Origin of the sequence: Streptomyces sp. NPDC051576, assembly GCF_040681835.1 — a bacterium.
Classification (GTDB): Bacteria; Actinomycetota; Actinomycetes; order Streptomycetales; family Streptomycetaceae; genus Streptomyces.
Window position 1 is genome coordinate 79950 of the sequence record NZ_JBFAZO010000020.1, and the last position, 14414, is coordinate 94363.

Below are 14414 nucleotides of genomic sequence, written 5' to 3' on the forward strand. Positions count from 1 at the left end.
AGAAGGAACGGTATCCATGGCCAATTCCGGGAAGGTGGACTGGTTTCCATGGCGCAGTGGACCTCGGCGATGGGCGCCGCACAGCTCGCCCGGCTGCTCAACTCCCAGCAGGACCGCCCGGCCGGGCCCGGCACCCGCCGTCCGCCCGCCTACCGGGCCCTCGCGGACGGCATCCGCCTCCTCGTGCTGGAGGGGCGCGTCCCGGTGGCCGCCCGACTACCCGCAGAGCGGGAGCTGGCGCTCGCGCTGTCCGTCAGCCGCACCACGGTCGCCGCCGCCTATGAGGCGCTGCGCACCGAGGGGTTCCTGGAGTCCCGTCGCGGAGCGGGCAGTTGGACCGCCGTGCCGGCCGGGAACCCGCTCCCCGCGCGCGGGTTGGAGCCGTTGCCTCCGGAGGCCCTCGGTTCGGTGATCGACCTCGGCTGCGCCTCGCTGCCCGCGCCCGAGCCGTGGCTCACCCGGGCCGTGCAGGGCGCCCTGGAGGAGCTGCCGCCGTACGCCCACACGCACGGCGACTATCCGGCCGGGCTGCCCGCGCTGCGCGCGATGATCGCCGAGCGCTACACCCTGCGCGGGATCCCGACCATGCCCGAGCAGATCATGGTCACCACCGGTGCGATGGGTGCCATCGACGCCATCTGCCACCTCTTCGCGGGGCGCGGCGAGCGGGTCGCGGTCGAATCGCCCTCGTACGCCAACATCCTCCAGCTGATGCGGGAGGCGGGTGCCCGGCTGGTGCCCGTGGCGATGGCGGACGGGCTCTCCGGCTGGGACATGGACCGCTGGCGGCAGGTCCTGCGGGAGGCCGCGCCCCGACTCGCGTACGTCGTGGCCGACTTCCACAACCCGACCGGCGCCCTCGCCGACGACGACCAGCGGCGCCGGCTGGTGGACGCGGCCCGCTCGGCCGGGACCGTGCTCGTGGCCGACGAGACGATGACCGAGCTGTGGCTCGACGAGGGCGTCGACATGCCACGCCCTGTCTGCGGCTTCGACCCGGCCGGTTCGACGGTCATCACCGTCGGCTCCGCCAGCAAGGCCTTCTGGGCGGGCATGCGCATCGGCTGGGTGCGCGCGGCTCCCGACGTCATCCGCAGCCTGGTCGCCGCCCGCGCCTACGCCGACCTCGGCACCCCCGTACTGGAACAGCTCGCCGTCAACTGGCTGTTCAGCACCGGTGGTTGGGAACAGGCGGTCGACATCCGACGCGTCCAGGCCCGCGAGAACCGGGACGCGCTGGTCGCGGCGGTACGGCGGGAGCTGCCCGGCTGGGAGTTCGAGGTGCCCCGGGGCGGACTCACGCTGTGGGTCCGCACGGGGGGGCTGTCGGGCTCACGGCTCGCCGAGATGGGGGAGCGCGTGGGGGTGCGGGTGCCGTCCGGGCCCCGCTTCGGGGTCGACGGGGCCTTCGAGGGCTATGTGCGGCTGCCGTTCACCGTGGGCGGCGCGGTGGCCGAGGAAGCGGCCGTACGGCTGGCCGCCGCGGCCCGGCTGGTGGAGAACGGGGTCACCGGGGGCGGCGGCGACGCGCCGCGGACGTTCGTGGCGTAGACGGGAAGGGACTCCACCCGGGGCCGGCGCGACCGCTCGCGCCGGCCCCGGCTGCTACGAGGTCTCCACCACCGCGGCCTCCACCACCGCTTCTGTCGCCACCGTCTCCGCCGCGTCCGCCGGTGTGGTGTGCGGCGGCAGCAGCGCCAGCACCGCCTGGCGGTCCGCGTCGTTCGTCGCGTCGTCGTACGGGTCCGGGGTCGCCGGGACCTGGAGCCGGTGCACCGGGCCGCTGCCCAGGCGCGCGTAGCCGCGGCCGGGGGGCATCTGGGCGATCGGCGTGGTGTGCGGGGGAGCGCCGAGGACCGCCTCCAACTGCTGGGTGGTGGCGGGGCCGAGGACGACACGCGCGCGTGTGTGCTGGCGTACGGCGTCGCCGATCGTGTCCGCGCTGTCGAACTGGTCGGCCACCACCACGGTCACATTGGCCGCGCGGCCGTGCCGCAGGGGGACCTGGAGGAGGGACTGCGGGTCCTTGTGGCCGTCGGCCGCCGCCACATGGGCGAAGGCGCTCGGGCGGTCCAGGATGATCCACAGCGGGCGCCTGGTGTCGTCCGGCGCAGGGTGGCCCGACTGGCGGGCGCGGTTGGCCGCGATCAGTCGGCGCTCCGTCTCGCTCGCGGCCCACTCCAGGCTGGCCAGCGCGCCCGCGAGCCCGCACTCGACCGCGAGGACGCCGTCCCGGCCGGTGAGGCAGGCGTACTCGCCGGTGCCGCCGCCCTCCACGATGAGGACGTCGCCGTACTGGAGGGCCTGGAGCGCGATGGAGCGCAGCAGCGTGGAGGTGCCGCTGCCGGGCTGGCCCATGACCAGCAGGTTCGGCTCGGTGGAGCGGACGCCGGTGCGCCAGACGACCGGCGGGACGTCGCGCTGCTCCGCGCCGTGGGTGAGCGGGAGCGTGCGGTGGACCTGGGTCGGGTCGGTGAAGCCCAGGACGGTCTCGCCGGGGGCGGTGACGAAACGCTGGGCGGCGATGTCGGTGGGGAGCGGGGCGAGGACGCCGACCGTGAGCTGGTTGCCCTCCTCGTCCCACATGAAGTGGTACTCCCGGCCGCGGCCGGACTTCGCGGTGAGGAGCTGTTCGATCCGCGCGCGGGAGTCGGCCTCGCCGTCGGTGAAGTACGCCGGGTAGCGGACGACCAGATGGGCGATGCGGCCCTCGCCGTCGAACTCGTAGGCGGGGAAGGCCTGCTCCCAGTCGCCGCCGTGGGCGAACAGGGGCGCCGGGTCCTCGGCGGTGGAGAAGTAGGGCACCAGTGCTTCGTAGAGGGACTGGAGGCGCTGGGTCTGGGACTCGTCGGGGCCTTCGGGCGCCGGCGCGGTGCGGTCCCGGCCGTGCCATGCTGCCGCCGCCATCAGGACGATGACGGCGAGCAGCGGGCCGTACGGCACCAGGGCCACCACCAGGACCACCGAGGCCAGCAGGAAAAGCAGCGGCCCGCGCTTGTCCTTGGGGGTGTCGGCCCATCTGCGCCGCCCGGCGGATGCCAGCCGGCGCAGACCGCGAGTGATCGTGATCAGCGGATGGAGGACGTCGGTGGCGCTGTCGGCCGCCGTCCGGGCCAGCTCCCGGCTCCGGGCGAGCTGTGCGGTGCCGTTGCTCAGGATGCGGGGGAGGGGGCGCCGGGCCACTGCTGTCTCCTGACGGTGCGTACGGGTGGTTGCGTCAGAACTTGATGCCGCCGAGGAGGCTCGCCAGGCTCTCGCCGCCTGCCTTGATGCTGGGGGCGATGGCCGTACTGGCCATGTAGAAGCCGAAGAGCGCCGCCACAATGGCGTGCGAGGCCTTGAGTCCGTCCTTCTTGAAGAAGAGGAAGACGATGATGCCGAGAAGGACGACGCCTGACATGGACAGGATCATTTGAGCTCTCCTGGTTCGTGGGGACAGTCACCATGAGTTCTTCCAGGATCACAGGATGTATCCATACGATAAAAGGTGCAAGTGGGTGAATTTCGGCAGATTTCCCTCGGATGGTGGAACGCATTCGGGCCCTCTGAGCAGGGGATTCACCTGTGTCGGACCCGATGGTGATCTTTGCCTCGGAGGGTGCCGGTCATGTGTCGGCGGAGCCAGTACGCTGGCGATTCACCCGTACTAGTGAGAGGCGGTCAGGCCGATGAGTGAAGCCCCCGACCCCGAGGTCGTGGAGCTCGCGACCAAGATCTTCGACCTGGCCCGCCGGGGCGGGACCGAGGCGCTGGTCGCCTATGTGGACGCGGGCGTTCCGGCCAACCTCACCAATGACCGCGGTGACTCCCTGGTGATGCTCGCCGCCTACCACGGCCACGCCGAGGCCGTACGGGCCCTGCTGGCACGGGGTGCCGAGGCCGACCGGATCAACGACCGGGGGCAGACGCCGCTCGCGGGGGCCGTCTTCAAGGGTGAGCAAGAGGTGATCGAGGTTCTGCTGGAGGCCGGTGCCGATCCGGCCGCGGGCACCCCCTCGGCGGTCGACACGGCGCGGATGTTCGGCAAGTCAGAGCTGCTGGAGCTGTTCGGCGCGCACTGAGGTACGGGTCTGTCGGCAGCAAAGACGGGCCTTCTGACCAGGTACGACAAGGAAAACGGGGGAAAACGGGGGAAGGCAGCACCGGGCCGCCCGAAATTTCGGTCGCGGCAGCGAGAACTGCCGGGTCATCATGACGTCGTGATTTACGGACGCGATGGCCGGGCAGGTGATGCCGCACCGCGCGGGCCGTGATGAGGCCCGCATGGGCCACCGACGAGAGGCAGAGGAAAATGGTCTACAGCAAGCAGGAAACGGCGGGCGCCCCGACGTGTTGTCACGCGGCCAGGTAGTGCACGTCCCCCGGTTGCGTCGACGCTTGATGTGAGGCTGTTTCCCATGTTCGAACCGGTCATAGCGCCCAGCGGTACGCTGCTCGGCCTGCTTCAGCGGGGCCGCGGCGACGGCACACTGCACGCGCTCACCGCCCCGCGTGCCGAGGCACTCGCGGCGCTGAACCACTGTGTGCTCCGCGACCCCCGCCACGACTGGCAGGTGGAGAACCGCTCCCTGTACTACGCCCGTCTGTACCTCGATCTCAACGGCGACCTGGACGCCGTCGAGGCCCACCTCTTCGACACCGAGGACGTCCTCGACACCGAGGAGTCCCGCACCGGCCTCGCGCTCGCCGTCCTCGGGCACCTCGCCTCCTACGGCAGGCGGGACGCGCTCGAACTGCTGCGCAGGTACGCGGCCTCGGGCAGCAACTGGGCCTGGGCGCTGGACGAGCTGGCGCTCCGGGACGACGACGCGGGCCTGCGTGCCCTCGCCGCCCCCGTCCTGGCGCGTTTCCCGGCCGACCCGGAGGGCGAGGCCGAGCTGGCCACCGCCGTGCGGGACGCCTTCGAACCCCGGCCCTGGCGGCTGTGGGCCGAGGACGCACGCGAATCGATCGCCACGCGCGTGCGTGCCGCCCAGGAAGCCGGCTGCTTCGACCGCTGGCAACGCCAGATGCGACCATCCGGGCCCCGTCCGGGGTGGAGCGTGCAAGCGGTGTTCGAATGGGCCCAACAGGGCCTCGAACGCGGAGCCGCCCTGCACGTCCCCGCCGCCCGCTGCCTCAGCGCCGTGGCGGGCCCCGAGGACCGGCCCGAGATCGTCGAGGCGGCCAAGGACGGCAGCGAGGGAGCCCGCTGCACCGCCCTGCGCTATCTCGCCGACAGCAACGATTCCGAAGCCCTCCAGCTCATCGAGCGCGCGGTGGCCGCCGGCTCGGCGCCCGTGGTGGAGGCCGCCGTCGACGCCTTCGAACGGATGCGCTCGATCGCCGCCGTCGACCGGGCCCGCGGCTGGGCCCGCCGCCCCGACCCGCTCGGTGCCGCCGCCGGACGGATGCTCGCCTGCCGGGGCGGAGCCCAGGACAGCGACCTCGTCCTCGGCGCCCTCAGGGAGGCCGTCATGGGCGAGGGACCCGACGCCCCCACCCTGTGGACCCTCGTCGACGGCGCCGGCCGCCTCGGCATCGCCTGCGCCGCCCCCGTCCTGCGCCATGTGTACCGGGAGACCGCCTCGTCCCATCTGCGCGGCCGGGCCGCCCGGGCGCTGGCCGCCACCGATCCCTCCTACCCCACCGGCTTCGCCGTCGAGTGCCTCTGGGACTGCGAGGAGACCACCCGCGAGATCGCCGCCCGGCACGCCGAGACCGGTGACGCCCGGGTCGTGGAGCAGCTCCGCAGGCTCGCCGCCGACCCGGCGGAGGAAGCGGAGGTCCAGACAGCCGTACGGAGCCGGATCGGGCCCGACGCCCCCGCAGTGTGAACGTGGGATGACTCGCGGGTCAGACGGGCATGGACGCCGTCTGACCTGCTCGGGTGTGGAGCGCAACGCTCATGGGACGTTCACCGTTCGCATAGATCCACGTTGACGCGGGCACGTCCAGCACGGCGACAACACGGGTATGCGTGTCGTCATCGTGACCGAATCCTTTCCCCCCGATGTGAACGGCGTGGCCCACTGCGCGCTCCAGACCGCCCGGCACCTCGTGGATCGCGGTCATCATCCGCTCGTCGTCGCGCCGGCCACCTCGGCCGGTAGCGGGCCCGACGCCCAGTCGCCGTGCCCTGTCATCCGTGTCCCCTCCCTACCGCTCCCGGGCTACCCCCAGGTCCGTGTCGCCCTCCCCAGCCGACGCGTCGCCGCGGCCATCACCGAACACCGCGCCGACATCGTGCACCTGGCCAGCCCCTTCATCCTCGGCGTCCGCGGCATGGCCGCCGCGGCCCGGCTCGGCATCCCCGCCGTGGCCGTCTATCAGACCGACCTGGCCGGATACGCCCGTACGTACGTCGGCGCCGGCGAGGCCACCGCCTGGCGGCGCATCCGCTCCGTGCACGCCGCCGCCGACCGCACCCTCGCGCCCTCCAGCGCGGCCCTGGGCGACCTTGAGGCGCACGGTGTGCCCCGGGTCAGGCTCTGGCCGCGCGGGGTGGACACCGAGCGCTTCCGCCCCGAGTACCGGGACGAGGCACTGCGCCGCGAACTCGCCCCGAACGGCGAGCTGATCGTCGGCTACGTCGGCCGGCTCGCCCCCGAGAAGCAGGTCGAACTCCTCGCCGGCGCCTGCGGCCTCAACGGCGTCCGGGTCGTGGTGGTCGGCGACGGACCCAGCCAGCCGCACCTCACCGAGGCGCTGCCGGGCGCGGTCTTCCTCGGCCGGCGTACCGGCGACGAGCTCGCCCGTATCTTCGCCTCGTTGGACATATTCGTGCACACCGGACCTTTTGAGACCTTCTGTCAGACCGTCCAGGAAGCCATGGCCAGCGGCGTTCCCGTCGTCGCGCCCGCCGCCGGCGGACCGCTGGACCTGGTCGCCCACGGGCGCACCGGGTTCCTCTTCCCGCCGCGCGACGAGAACGCGGTGACGGACGCCGTACGGACCCTGGCCGCCGATCCCGCGCTGCGGGCCGAGTACGGCGCCGCCGCGCGGGCCATGGTCGAGGGCCGCACCTGGGCGGCCGTCGGCGACCAACTGATCGCGCACTACGGCGATGTCCTCGCCGCGCGCAAGGTGGTGGTGGCGGCATGAACACCGCTTCGCTGCGGATCGTGCGGCTCGCCAACTTCGTGGCCCCCTCCTCCGGGGGGCTGCGCACCGCCCTGCGCGAGCTGGGCAAGGGCTTCAAGGAGGCCGGGCACGACCCGGTCCTCATCGTGCCCGGCGAGCGTCACACCGACCGCGAGACCGAGCAGGGCCGGGTCATCACCCTGCCCGGCCCGCTGCTGCCCGGCACCGGCGGCTACCGCGTCCTCGCCGACAAGCGGAGCGTGGCCAACCTCCTGGAGCAGCTCGCCCCCGACCGCCTGGAGGTCTCCGACCGTACGACCCTGCGCTGGACCGGCAAGTGGGCCAGGCGGGCCCGCGTCCCCGCCGTGATGGTGTCCCACGAGACCGCCGACGGCGTCCTGCGCACCTGGGGCCTGTCGGAGAACATGTCCCGGCGGACCGCCGACGCCCTCAACGTCCGTACGGCGCACACCTACGCGCGCGTGGTGTGCACCACGGAGTTCGCCGAGCGGGAGTTCGTCCGCATCGGCGCCCGCAATGTCGTACGGGCCCCGCTGGGCGTCGACCTGGTGGGGCGCAGCCCGGCGCTGCGGGACCCGGTGGTGCGCGCGGAGTACGCGCGCGTGGACCAGGTTCTGCTGGTGACCTGCACCAGGCTCTCCGTGGAGAAGAAGCCCGGCACGGCGCTCGACGCCCTGGAGGCGCTGGTACGGCGCGGGCGGCGGGCGGTCCTCGTGGTCGCCGGGGACGGGCCGCTGCGGGCCCGGCTCGAACAGCGGGCGCGGGAGCGCGGGTTGCCGGTCACCTTCCTGGGTCACGTCTCCGACCGGCGGCTGCTCGGCGCGCTCCAGGCCTCCGCCGACGTGTGCCTGGCACCCGGGCCCGCCGAGACCTTCGGGCTCGCCGCGCTGGAGGCGATGGCCTGCGGCACGCCCGTGGTGGCCAGCGCCTCCTCCGCGCTCCCCGAGGTCATCGGCTCCGCCGGCGCCACGGCGGCGGACAACGGCGCGGCCTTCGCGGACGCCGTGGACATGCTGCTCGAACGCCCCGAGGCGGAGCGGAGGGAGATCGCACGCGCGCGTGCGGAGTGTTTCGGCTGGCACACCGCGGTCGACGCGTTCCTCGCCGCACACGACGCGGATGTCCCGGTACGGCGCTTCGTGCCCGGAGTCGTGGCATGAGAACGGTCCGTTTCGTCGCCCTCGGTGACTCGCTCACCGAGGGCGTGGGGGATCCCGTCGGCGAGGCCTGGCGCGGCTGGGCCGCGCTGCTCGCCGACGGGCTGGCCGAACAGCCCGAGGAAACAGTGGAGTTCACGAACCTGGCGGTCAGCGGGGCGCAGTCCCGGGACGTCCTGGAACGGCAGACCCCGGCCGGGCTCACCCTGAACCCGGACGTCGTGTCCGTCGTGATCGGCGTCAACGACACCCTGCGCTGCACCTTCGACATACAGGCCCTCGCCGCCCGCCTCGACAAGGTCTACGCGGCCTTCACCGAGCAGGGCGCGGTCCTGCTCACGGCCTGTCTGCCCGACCCCGGCGCGATGCTCGGCCTGCCGGGCGCGCTGGCCCGCCCGCTGGCCCGGCGGCAGCGGGCGGTGAACACCGTGGTGCACGCGCTCTCCGAGCGGTACGGGGCCGTGCATCTGCACGTGGCCGAGGGCGAGTGGATCATGGACCGGGCGATCTGGAGCGCGGACCGGCTGCACCCCGGCGAGCGGGGTCACCGTCAACTTGCCCTGCGCTTCCACGCGTTGCTCGCCGAGGAGGGCGTGGCCTCGGGGGCCGCACCCTCCCCCGAGCCCGAGTTCCCGGCACCCACCAGGTCGGCCAGCCTGCTGTGGCTGGCGACCGCCGGCACCGGATGGGTGGCCCGCCGCTGCACCGATCTGCTGCCGCAGCTCCTCCGGCTGGCCGCGAACGAGATGCGCCACCGCGCGCGGGGCACCAGCGCGCGGCTCGACCTGAGCGCGTCCCACGCGGTGTCGATGGCGCTGGCCTCCCTTTCGGTGCAGCAGGAACAGCCGGACGCCGCATAGGGCGTACGGGGGCTCAGCGTCGGCGTACGGCCACGAAACGGACCGGGGTGCCGGGCACCGCCTGGGCGGCCGCCGGGAGGTCCGTGGGGCGGACGACGGCGATCACCGGATAGCCGCCGGTGGTCGGATGGTCGGCGAGGAAGACCACCGGGCGGCCGTCCGGTGGCACCTGGACGGCGCCCAGGACCATGCCCTCGCTGGGGAGTTCACCGGTCAGGGCCCGCTCCAGGGCCGGCCCCTCGGTGCGCAGCCCGATGCGGTTGCTCGCCGAGGACACCCGGTAGGCGCGTGAGGTGAACGCGCGGACGGCCTCCGGCGTGAACCAGTCGGCACGAGGCCCCTGGGTCACCCGCAGCACCAGTTCGGCCGGGGGAGCCGGCTGCGGGGCGACGTCCACGCACGCGTGGCGGGTCATCGGCGACCCCAGCGGCAGTATGGCGCCGTTCGTGAGCGGCGGCGGGCCGAGCCCGGACAACAGGTCCGTGGAGCGGCTGCCGAGCACCGGCTCCACGCCGACTCCGCCGGCGAAGGCGACGTAGGAGCGCACTCCGGAGACGGCCGTGCCGATGTCCAGGAGGGCCCCGGCCGGCACATGCACGGGTGCGCCCCAGCCGACGGGCCGTCCGTCCACCGTGACCGGGCACGGTGCGCCGCCGACGGCCACGAGGATCGTTGAACGAGGCCGTACGGCACAGCCGTTGAGGGTCGTCTCCAGGACGGCCGCTTCGGGGGGATTGCCGACCAGCCGGTTGACGATCGCCGCCGCGGGCCCGTCGAGCGCCCCGGAACGCGGCACCCCCAGGTGCGCGTGGCCGGGCCGCCCCAGGTCCTGCACGGTGGTCAGGGCCCCGGCCCGGACGACGGCGAAGGCGCGGTCCGTCATACGTCCGCCACCGGGACGAAGCGCACCCGCGTGCCCGGCGACAGCAGCGCGGCCGGCTCACGGGTGTGGTCCCACAGGACCGCGTCCGTCGTGCCGATGAGCTGCCAGCCGCCCGGCGAGGCACGCGGGTACACGCCGGTGTACGGGCCCGCCAGGCCCACGGCACCGGCATGGACGGCCGTGCGCGGGGTGGCCCTGCGCGGGACGTCGTAGCGGGCCGGGAGGCCGGTGAGGTAGCCGAAACCGGGGGCGAACCCGCAGAAGGCGACACGGAACTCGGTGGCCGCGTGGATGCGGCCCACCTCCCGCTCGGGGACGCCCCACAGGGCGGCGACGTCGGCGAGGTCCGGGCCGTCGTAGCGCACCGGGAGCTCGACCACCTCACGCGCGCGTGGGGGAGCGGGAGGCAGTTCGGACGTGGTCAGTTCGGCGGCGAGACGGGCCGGGTCGGCGAGGCCGTCGAGGAGGACCGTGCGGGCGGCGGGGACGATCTCGCGGACGGTGAGCAGCCCCTCCGCGCGGCGCCGCAGCAGCTCCGCGCGGACAGCCTCGGCCTCCTCCCCGGAGGCGACCTCGACGAGCAGTGCGTCCTCCCCGACGGGCAGGGCCCTCACGCGAAGGCCTCCACCCGGACACCCGACTCCACGAGCCGCTCGCGGACCCTGCGGGCCAGTTCGACGGCGCCGGGCGTGTCCCCGTGCAGGCACAGGGAGCGGGCCCGCACCTCGATGCGCGCCCCGGAGAGCGCGTCGACCGTCCCGGAGCGGGCCAGGCTCAGCGAGCGCTCCACGACGGCCTCGGGGTCGGTGACCACCGCGCCCTCCTGGCGGCGCGGCACGAGCGTGCCCTCGTCGGTGTAGGAACGGTCCGCGAACGCTTCAGGGACGGCCTCCAGTCCCGCCTTCCCGGCCAGGTCGAGCACGACCGAGCCGGGCAGCCCGAGCACCGGCAGCGAGGCGTCGGCGAGGAGCACGCCCTCGATCACCGCGGCGGCCTGCTCCCGGTCGTGCACGATCCGGTTGTAGAGCGCGCCGTGCGGCTTGACGTACGACACGCGCGTGCCCGCAGCGCGGGCGAACACCTCCAAGGCACCGATCTGGTACGCCACTTCGGCCGCCAGCTCGGCGGGCGGCACGTCCATCGCGCGCCGCCCGAACCCCGCCAGGTCCCGGTAGGACACCTGCGCGCCGACCCGTACGCCGCGCTCGGCCGCCAGCTCGCACACCCGCCGCATGGTCACCGCGTCCCCCGCGTGGAAGCCGCAGGCCACGTTGGCGCTGGTGACGACGGACAGGAGCTGTTCGTCGTCGGTGAGATGCCAGCGGCCGAAGCCCTCGCCGAGGTCGGCGTTCAGATCGATCATCATCTCTCCTGGTCAGGCGACGCGGTACTGCTCGTCGCGGGCGTCGGTGACGAACATCTGGCCCGGCGCGTGGGTGATGGCGAACGGCGGGCGGGAGGCCATCACCGCGGCCTGCGGGGTCACTCCGCAGGCCCAGAACACCGGGATGTCGTCCGGGGCCGCGTCCACCGGATCGCCGAAGTCCGGACGCCCGAGGTCCTCGATGCCGAGCCCCGAGGGATCGCCGCAGTGTACGGGGCTGCCGTGCACCGCCGGGAGCAGCGCGGTCTCCCGGATCGCCGTCGCCAGATGCTCCGGCGGCACCGGGCGCATCGACACCACCATCGGGCCGTGCAGCCGCCCCGCCGGGCGGCACGGGCGGCTCGTCACGTACATCGGGACGTTGCGGCCCTGCTCGATGTGCCGGATCGGGACACCCGCCTCGCTCAGCGACCACTCGAAGGTGAAGCTGCAGCCGATCAGGAACGACACCAGATCGTCGCGCCAGTGCGCGCGCACGTCCGTCGGCTCTTCCGTCAACTCGCCGTTCCGCCACACCCGGTAGCGCGGCAGATCGGTGCGCAGGTCCGCGCCGTCGGCCAGCACCGTCCGCCAGGAACCGGCGTCCGTGACGTCGAGCACCGGACAGGGCTTCGGGTTGCGCTGGCAGAACAGCAGCATGTCGTAGGCCCAGTCGGCGGGCACCGAGATCAGGTTGGCCTGGGTGTGGCCCGCCGCGACTCCGGCCGTGGGGCCCGTGACGCCGGCCCGGAAGCGGGCCCGGGCGGTTCGCGGGCTCCACGCGTGCGCGTGCTTGTCGACGAGAGTCAGGGGACGGTCCTCCGTGCGGTTCACTCCAGCTCCTTTCCGCGGGTCTCCGGCAGTCCCAGGAGCGCCAGTGCCGCGATGCCGTATCCGATCGCCCCGAAGACGAGTGCCCCGCCCACACCCCAACTGTCGGCCAGGAAGCCCACCAGGGTCGGGAAGACGGCGCCGACCGCGCGCCCCGTGTTGTACGTGAAGCCCTGCCCGGTGCCGCGCAGCGCCGTCGGGTACAGCTCGCTCAGGTACGAGCCGAAGCCGCTGAAGATCGCCGACATACAGAACCCGAGCGGGAAACCGAGCACCAGGAGAAGGGTGTTGGCGCCGCTGGGAATGTGCGTGTACGCCAGGATGCAGATCGCCGAGAGCAGCGCGAAGAGCCAGATGTTGCGCCTGCGACCCAGCACGTCGGTGAGGTAGCCGCCGGTGAGGTACCCCAGGAAGGCTCCGGAGATCAGGAAGGTCAGATAGCCGCCGGTGCCGACCACCGACAGGCCGCGCTCGGTCTTGAGGTAGGTCGGCACCCAGGTGGCGAGGGTGTAGTAGCCGCCCTGGACGCCGGTGGAGAGCAGACCCGCGAAGACCGTCGTCCGCAGCAGCCCCGGTGCCCCGGCCGTGCCCGGCTTGAAGATGGCCGCGAACGAGCCCTTCCGGGCGTTCTGTTCCCGTACGGCCGTCGCCCCGGGGGCGTCATGGACCCGGCGGCGGACCCAGAGCACCAGCAGCGCGGGCAGCGCACCGGTCCAGAACATCACCCGCCAGGCCAGGTCGTCGCCGAGGAACGAGAAGACCAGCGTGTAGACGACCGCTGCCAGCGCCCAGCCCACCGCCCAGGAGCTCTGGACCGCGCCGAGCGTACGGCCCCGGTGCCTGGCGCTCGCGTACTCGGCGACCAGGATGGCGCCGACCGCCCACTCGCCGCCGAAACCGAGGCCCTGGAGGGCCCGGAGCACCAGCAGGGTCTCGTAGTTGGGCGCGAAGCCGCAGGCCACCGTGAAGACGGCGTAGGTGATCACGGTGATCAGCAGGGCCTTGACGCGGCCGACCCGGTCGGCGAAGACGCCCGCGACGGCGCCGCCGACCGCGGAGACGACCAGCGTGACCGTGGTGAACAGACCGGTCTGGCCGCTGTCCAGACCGAAGTACGCGGCCAGCGCGACCATGCTCAGCGGCAGCGTGAAGTAGTCGTAGGAGTCCAGGGCATAGCCGCCGAACGCGCCGGCGAAGGCGCGGCGGCCGTTCGGACCGAGCGCGCGCAGCCAGGCCAACGCGCCGTCGTCGGCGGTGAGTTCGTCCGAGTCCGGGTGTGCGCCGGTGTTCAGGGCCTGAGGTGGAGGGGTCGTGCTCATGTGCACCTCGCAGAAGGAGGACGGAGGGTGCTGGGACTGAGCCGTGCCGTGCGGAAGCTGTCGGCGCCCGGGGTGAGCGGAGGCGCCTTGGAGAGCAAGTTAGAGGATCGTTGAACGATCCTTCAAGAGGCTTGTTGTTTCGTTCTTGTATCTGCGGTTGAATTCCGGGCATGGCAGAGCAACTGGCGGGACTGGCCGACGACCGCGCCCTCCTGGGCCGTACGAGCACCGCGGAACGGGTCTCGGACATCCTCAGAAACCGCATCGCCGAGGGCTATTTCCCGCCGGGCACCCGGCTGTCGGAGGACGGCATCGGCGGGACGCTCGGTGTGTCGCGCAACACACTCCGCGAGGCGTTCCGGCTGCTCACTCATGAGCGCCTGCTCGTCCACGAGTTGAACCGGGGCGTCTTCGTCCGGGTCCTGACCGTCGAGGACGTCAAGGACATCTACCGCACCCGCCGCCTCGTCGAGTGCGCCGTCGTACGAGGCCTGGGCGAGCCGCCGTACGTCGTCGAACAGCTCGCCGCGGCGGTGACGGAAGGGCAGCTCGCGGCCGTCGAGAATGACTGGAAAGGGGTGGGTACGGCCAATATCCACTTCCACCGGGAACTCGTCGCCCTCGCCGGCAGCGAGCGCACCGACGAGCTGATGCGCAGCGTCTTCGCCGAACTCCGGCTCGCCTTCCACCTCGTGGACGACCCGAAGCGGCTCCACGAGCCCTACCTCCAGCGCAACCGCCTGATCCTCCAGGCCCTCCAGGCGGACGACCGCGTCGAAGCCGAGAAACTGCTCGCGGTCTACCTCGACGACTCCCTGGAACGGGTCGTCGACGCGTACCGGCGGCGGGTCGGCGAGGACGGCACGGCGCTCGGCTGAACCCGCGCGAGGCGATGACGACAGCCGCTCACGAGGCTGT

At 73.0% G+C, this 14414-nt stretch carries 14 protein-coding genes; 7 read left to right on the top strand and 7 right to left on the bottom strand.

The annotated features are described in order from the left end of the window. The first annotated feature begins 48 nt into the window (after window positions 1-48). A complete protein-coding gene (locus tag AB0M63_RS43575) occupies window positions 49-1551 on the top strand; it encodes a PLP-dependent aminotransferase family protein (protein ID WP_366023286.1) in 1503 nt (500 codons plus the stop codon). 54 nt (window positions 1552-1605) lie between these two features. Here the strand turns inward: AB0M63_RS43575 and AB0M63_RS43580 are convergent, their stop codons facing one another. After that, entirely contained in the window at window positions 1606-3183 is a 1578-nt protein-coding gene (locus AB0M63_RS43580) for a hypothetical protein (protein WP_366023287.1), read from the bottom strand. A 34-nt stretch (window positions 3184-3217) separates the two neighbouring features. Beyond that, on the bottom strand, window positions 3218-3412 hold the full coding sequence (locus AB0M63_RS43585) for a hypothetical protein (protein ID WP_019066471.1): 195 nt from the start codon (window positions 3410-3412) through the stop codon (window positions 3218-3220). A 256-nt stretch (window positions 3413-3668) separates the two neighbouring features. On the opposite strand from AB0M63_RS43585, the gene AB0M63_RS43590 reads away from it, so the two are divergent. The 5 genes from AB0M63_RS43590 to AB0M63_RS43610 all read left to right on the top strand — a co-directional run bounded on the left by AB0M63_RS43590 (window position 3669) and on the right by AB0M63_RS43610 (window position 9100). Continuing rightward, window positions 3669-4061 carry an ankyrin repeat domain-containing protein gene (locus AB0M63_RS43590; RefSeq protein ID WP_366023288.1) on the top strand — a complete coding sequence of 131 codons (393 nt, stop codon included), beginning with the start codon at window positions 3669-3671 and terminating at the stop codon, window positions 4059-4061. A 336-nt stretch (window positions 4062-4397) separates the two neighbouring features. After that, complete coding sequence (locus AB0M63_RS43595) at window positions 4398-5816, top strand: HEAT repeat domain-containing protein (RefSeq protein WP_355918485.1); 1419 nt, start codon at window positions 4398-4400, stop codon at window positions 5814-5816. Window positions 5817-5955: 139 nt separating this feature from the next. Continuing rightward, window positions 5956-7083, top strand: coding sequence for a glycosyltransferase family 1 protein (locus tag AB0M63_RS43600; protein ID WP_366023289.1), 1128 nt, complete (start codon window positions 5956-5958; stop codon window positions 7081-7083). Next, window positions 7080-8243, top strand: a complete 1164-nt coding sequence (locus AB0M63_RS43605) for a glycosyltransferase (protein ID WP_366023290.1) — start codon at window positions 7080-7082, stop codon at window positions 8241-8243. The genes AB0M63_RS43600 and AB0M63_RS43605 overlap by 4 nt, the downstream gene beginning before the upstream one ends. Then, on the top strand, window positions 8240-9100 hold the full coding sequence (locus tag AB0M63_RS43610) for an SGNH/GDSL hydrolase family protein (RefSeq protein WP_366023291.1): 861 nt from the start codon (window positions 8240-8242) through the stop codon (window positions 9098-9100). The genes AB0M63_RS43605 and AB0M63_RS43610 overlap by 4 nt, the downstream gene beginning before the upstream one ends. Window positions 9101-9113: 13 nt before the next feature. Here AB0M63_RS43610 and AB0M63_RS43615 read toward each other — a convergent pair whose 3' ends face one another. The 5 genes from AB0M63_RS43615 to AB0M63_RS43635 are packed head-to-tail and all read right to left on the bottom strand — an operon-like array spanning window position 9114 to window position 13496. Then, the gene (locus AB0M63_RS43615) at window positions 9114-9983 is read right to left on the bottom strand and encodes a biotin-dependent carboxyltransferase family protein (protein ID WP_366023292.1); all 870 of its coding nucleotides are present in this window, start codon (window positions 9981-9983) and stop codon (window positions 9114-9116) included. Then, window positions 9980-10597 (bottom strand): allophanate hydrolase subunit 1, encoded by a 618-nt coding sequence (locus tag AB0M63_RS43620; protein ID WP_366023293.1) that lies wholly within the window; start codon window positions 10595-10597, stop codon window positions 9980-9982. Before AB0M63_RS43620 ends, AB0M63_RS43615 begins: the two co-directional genes overlap by 4 nt. After that, window positions 10594-11346: a 5-oxoprolinase subunit PxpA gene (locus tag AB0M63_RS43625; RefSeq protein ID WP_355918687.1), complete on the bottom strand. Its 753-nt coding sequence runs from the start codon at window positions 11344-11346 to the stop codon at window positions 10594-10596. Before AB0M63_RS43625 ends, AB0M63_RS43620 begins: the two co-directional genes overlap by 4 nt. 12 nt (window positions 11347-11358) lie before the next feature. Beyond that, window positions 11359-12180 (bottom strand): putative hydro-lyase, encoded by an 822-nt coding sequence (locus AB0M63_RS43630; protein ID WP_355918470.1) that lies wholly within the window; start codon window positions 12178-12180, stop codon window positions 11359-11361. After that, window positions 12177-13496 carry an MFS transporter gene (locus AB0M63_RS43635; protein ID WP_366023294.1) on the bottom strand — a complete coding sequence of 440 codons (1320 nt, stop codon included), beginning with the start codon at window positions 13494-13496 and terminating at the stop codon, window positions 12177-12179. The genes AB0M63_RS43630 and AB0M63_RS43635 overlap by 4 nt, the downstream gene beginning before the upstream one ends. 170 nt (window positions 13497-13666) lie before the next feature. Between AB0M63_RS43635 and AB0M63_RS43640 the strand changes: the two genes are divergently transcribed. After that, on the top strand, window positions 13667-14374 hold the full coding sequence (locus AB0M63_RS43640) for a GntR family transcriptional regulator (protein WP_355918464.1): 708 nt from the start codon (window positions 13667-13669) through the stop codon (window positions 14372-14374). The last annotated feature ends 40 nt before the right edge of the window (window positions 14375-14414 follow it).

What these genes read in the sequence shown, in the direction of transcription:
- AB0M63_RS43575 (WP_366023286.1), top strand. Translation starts at nt 49, where the DNA reads ATGGCGCAGTGGACCTCGGCGATGGGCGCCGCACAGCTCGCCCGGCTG.
- AB0M63_RS43585 (WP_019066471.1), bottom strand. Translation starts at nt 3,412, where the DNA reads ATGATCCTGTCCATGTCAGGCGTCGTCCTTCTCGGCATCATCGTCTTC.
- AB0M63_RS43590 (WP_366023288.1), top strand. Translation starts at nt 3,669, where the DNA reads ATGAGTGAAGCCCCCGACCCCGAGGTCGTGGAGCTCGCGACCAAGATC.
- AB0M63_RS43595 (WP_355918485.1), top strand. Translation starts at nt 4,398, where the DNA reads ATGTTCGAACCGGTCATAGCGCCCAGCGGTACGCTGCTCGGCCTGCTT.
- AB0M63_RS43600 (WP_366023289.1), top strand. Translation starts at nt 5,956, where the DNA reads ATGCGTGTCGTCATCGTGACCGAATCCTTTCCCCCCGATGTGAACGGC.
- AB0M63_RS43605 (WP_366023290.1), top strand. Translation starts at nt 7,080, where the DNA reads ATGAACACCGCTTCGCTGCGGATCGTGCGGCTCGCCAACTTCGTGGCC.
- AB0M63_RS43610 (WP_366023291.1), top strand. Translation starts at nt 8,240, where the DNA reads ATGAGAACGGTCCGTTTCGTCGCCCTCGGTGACTCGCTCACCGAGGGC.
- AB0M63_RS43615 (WP_366023292.1), bottom strand. Translation starts at nt 9,983, where the DNA reads ATGACGGACCGCGCCTTCGCCGTCGTCCGGGCCGGGGCCCTGACCACC.
- AB0M63_RS43625 (WP_355918687.1), bottom strand. Translation starts at nt 11,346, where the DNA reads ATGATCGATCTGAACGCCGACCTCGGCGAGGGCTTCGGCCGCTGGCAT.
- AB0M63_RS43635 (WP_366023294.1), bottom strand. Translation starts at nt 13,496, where the DNA reads ATGAGCACGACCCCTCCACCTCAGGCCCTGAACACCGGCGCACACCCG.
- AB0M63_RS43640 (WP_355918464.1), top strand. Translation starts at nt 13,667, where the DNA reads ATGGCAGAGCAACTGGCGGGACTGGCCGACGACCGCGCCCTCCTGGGC.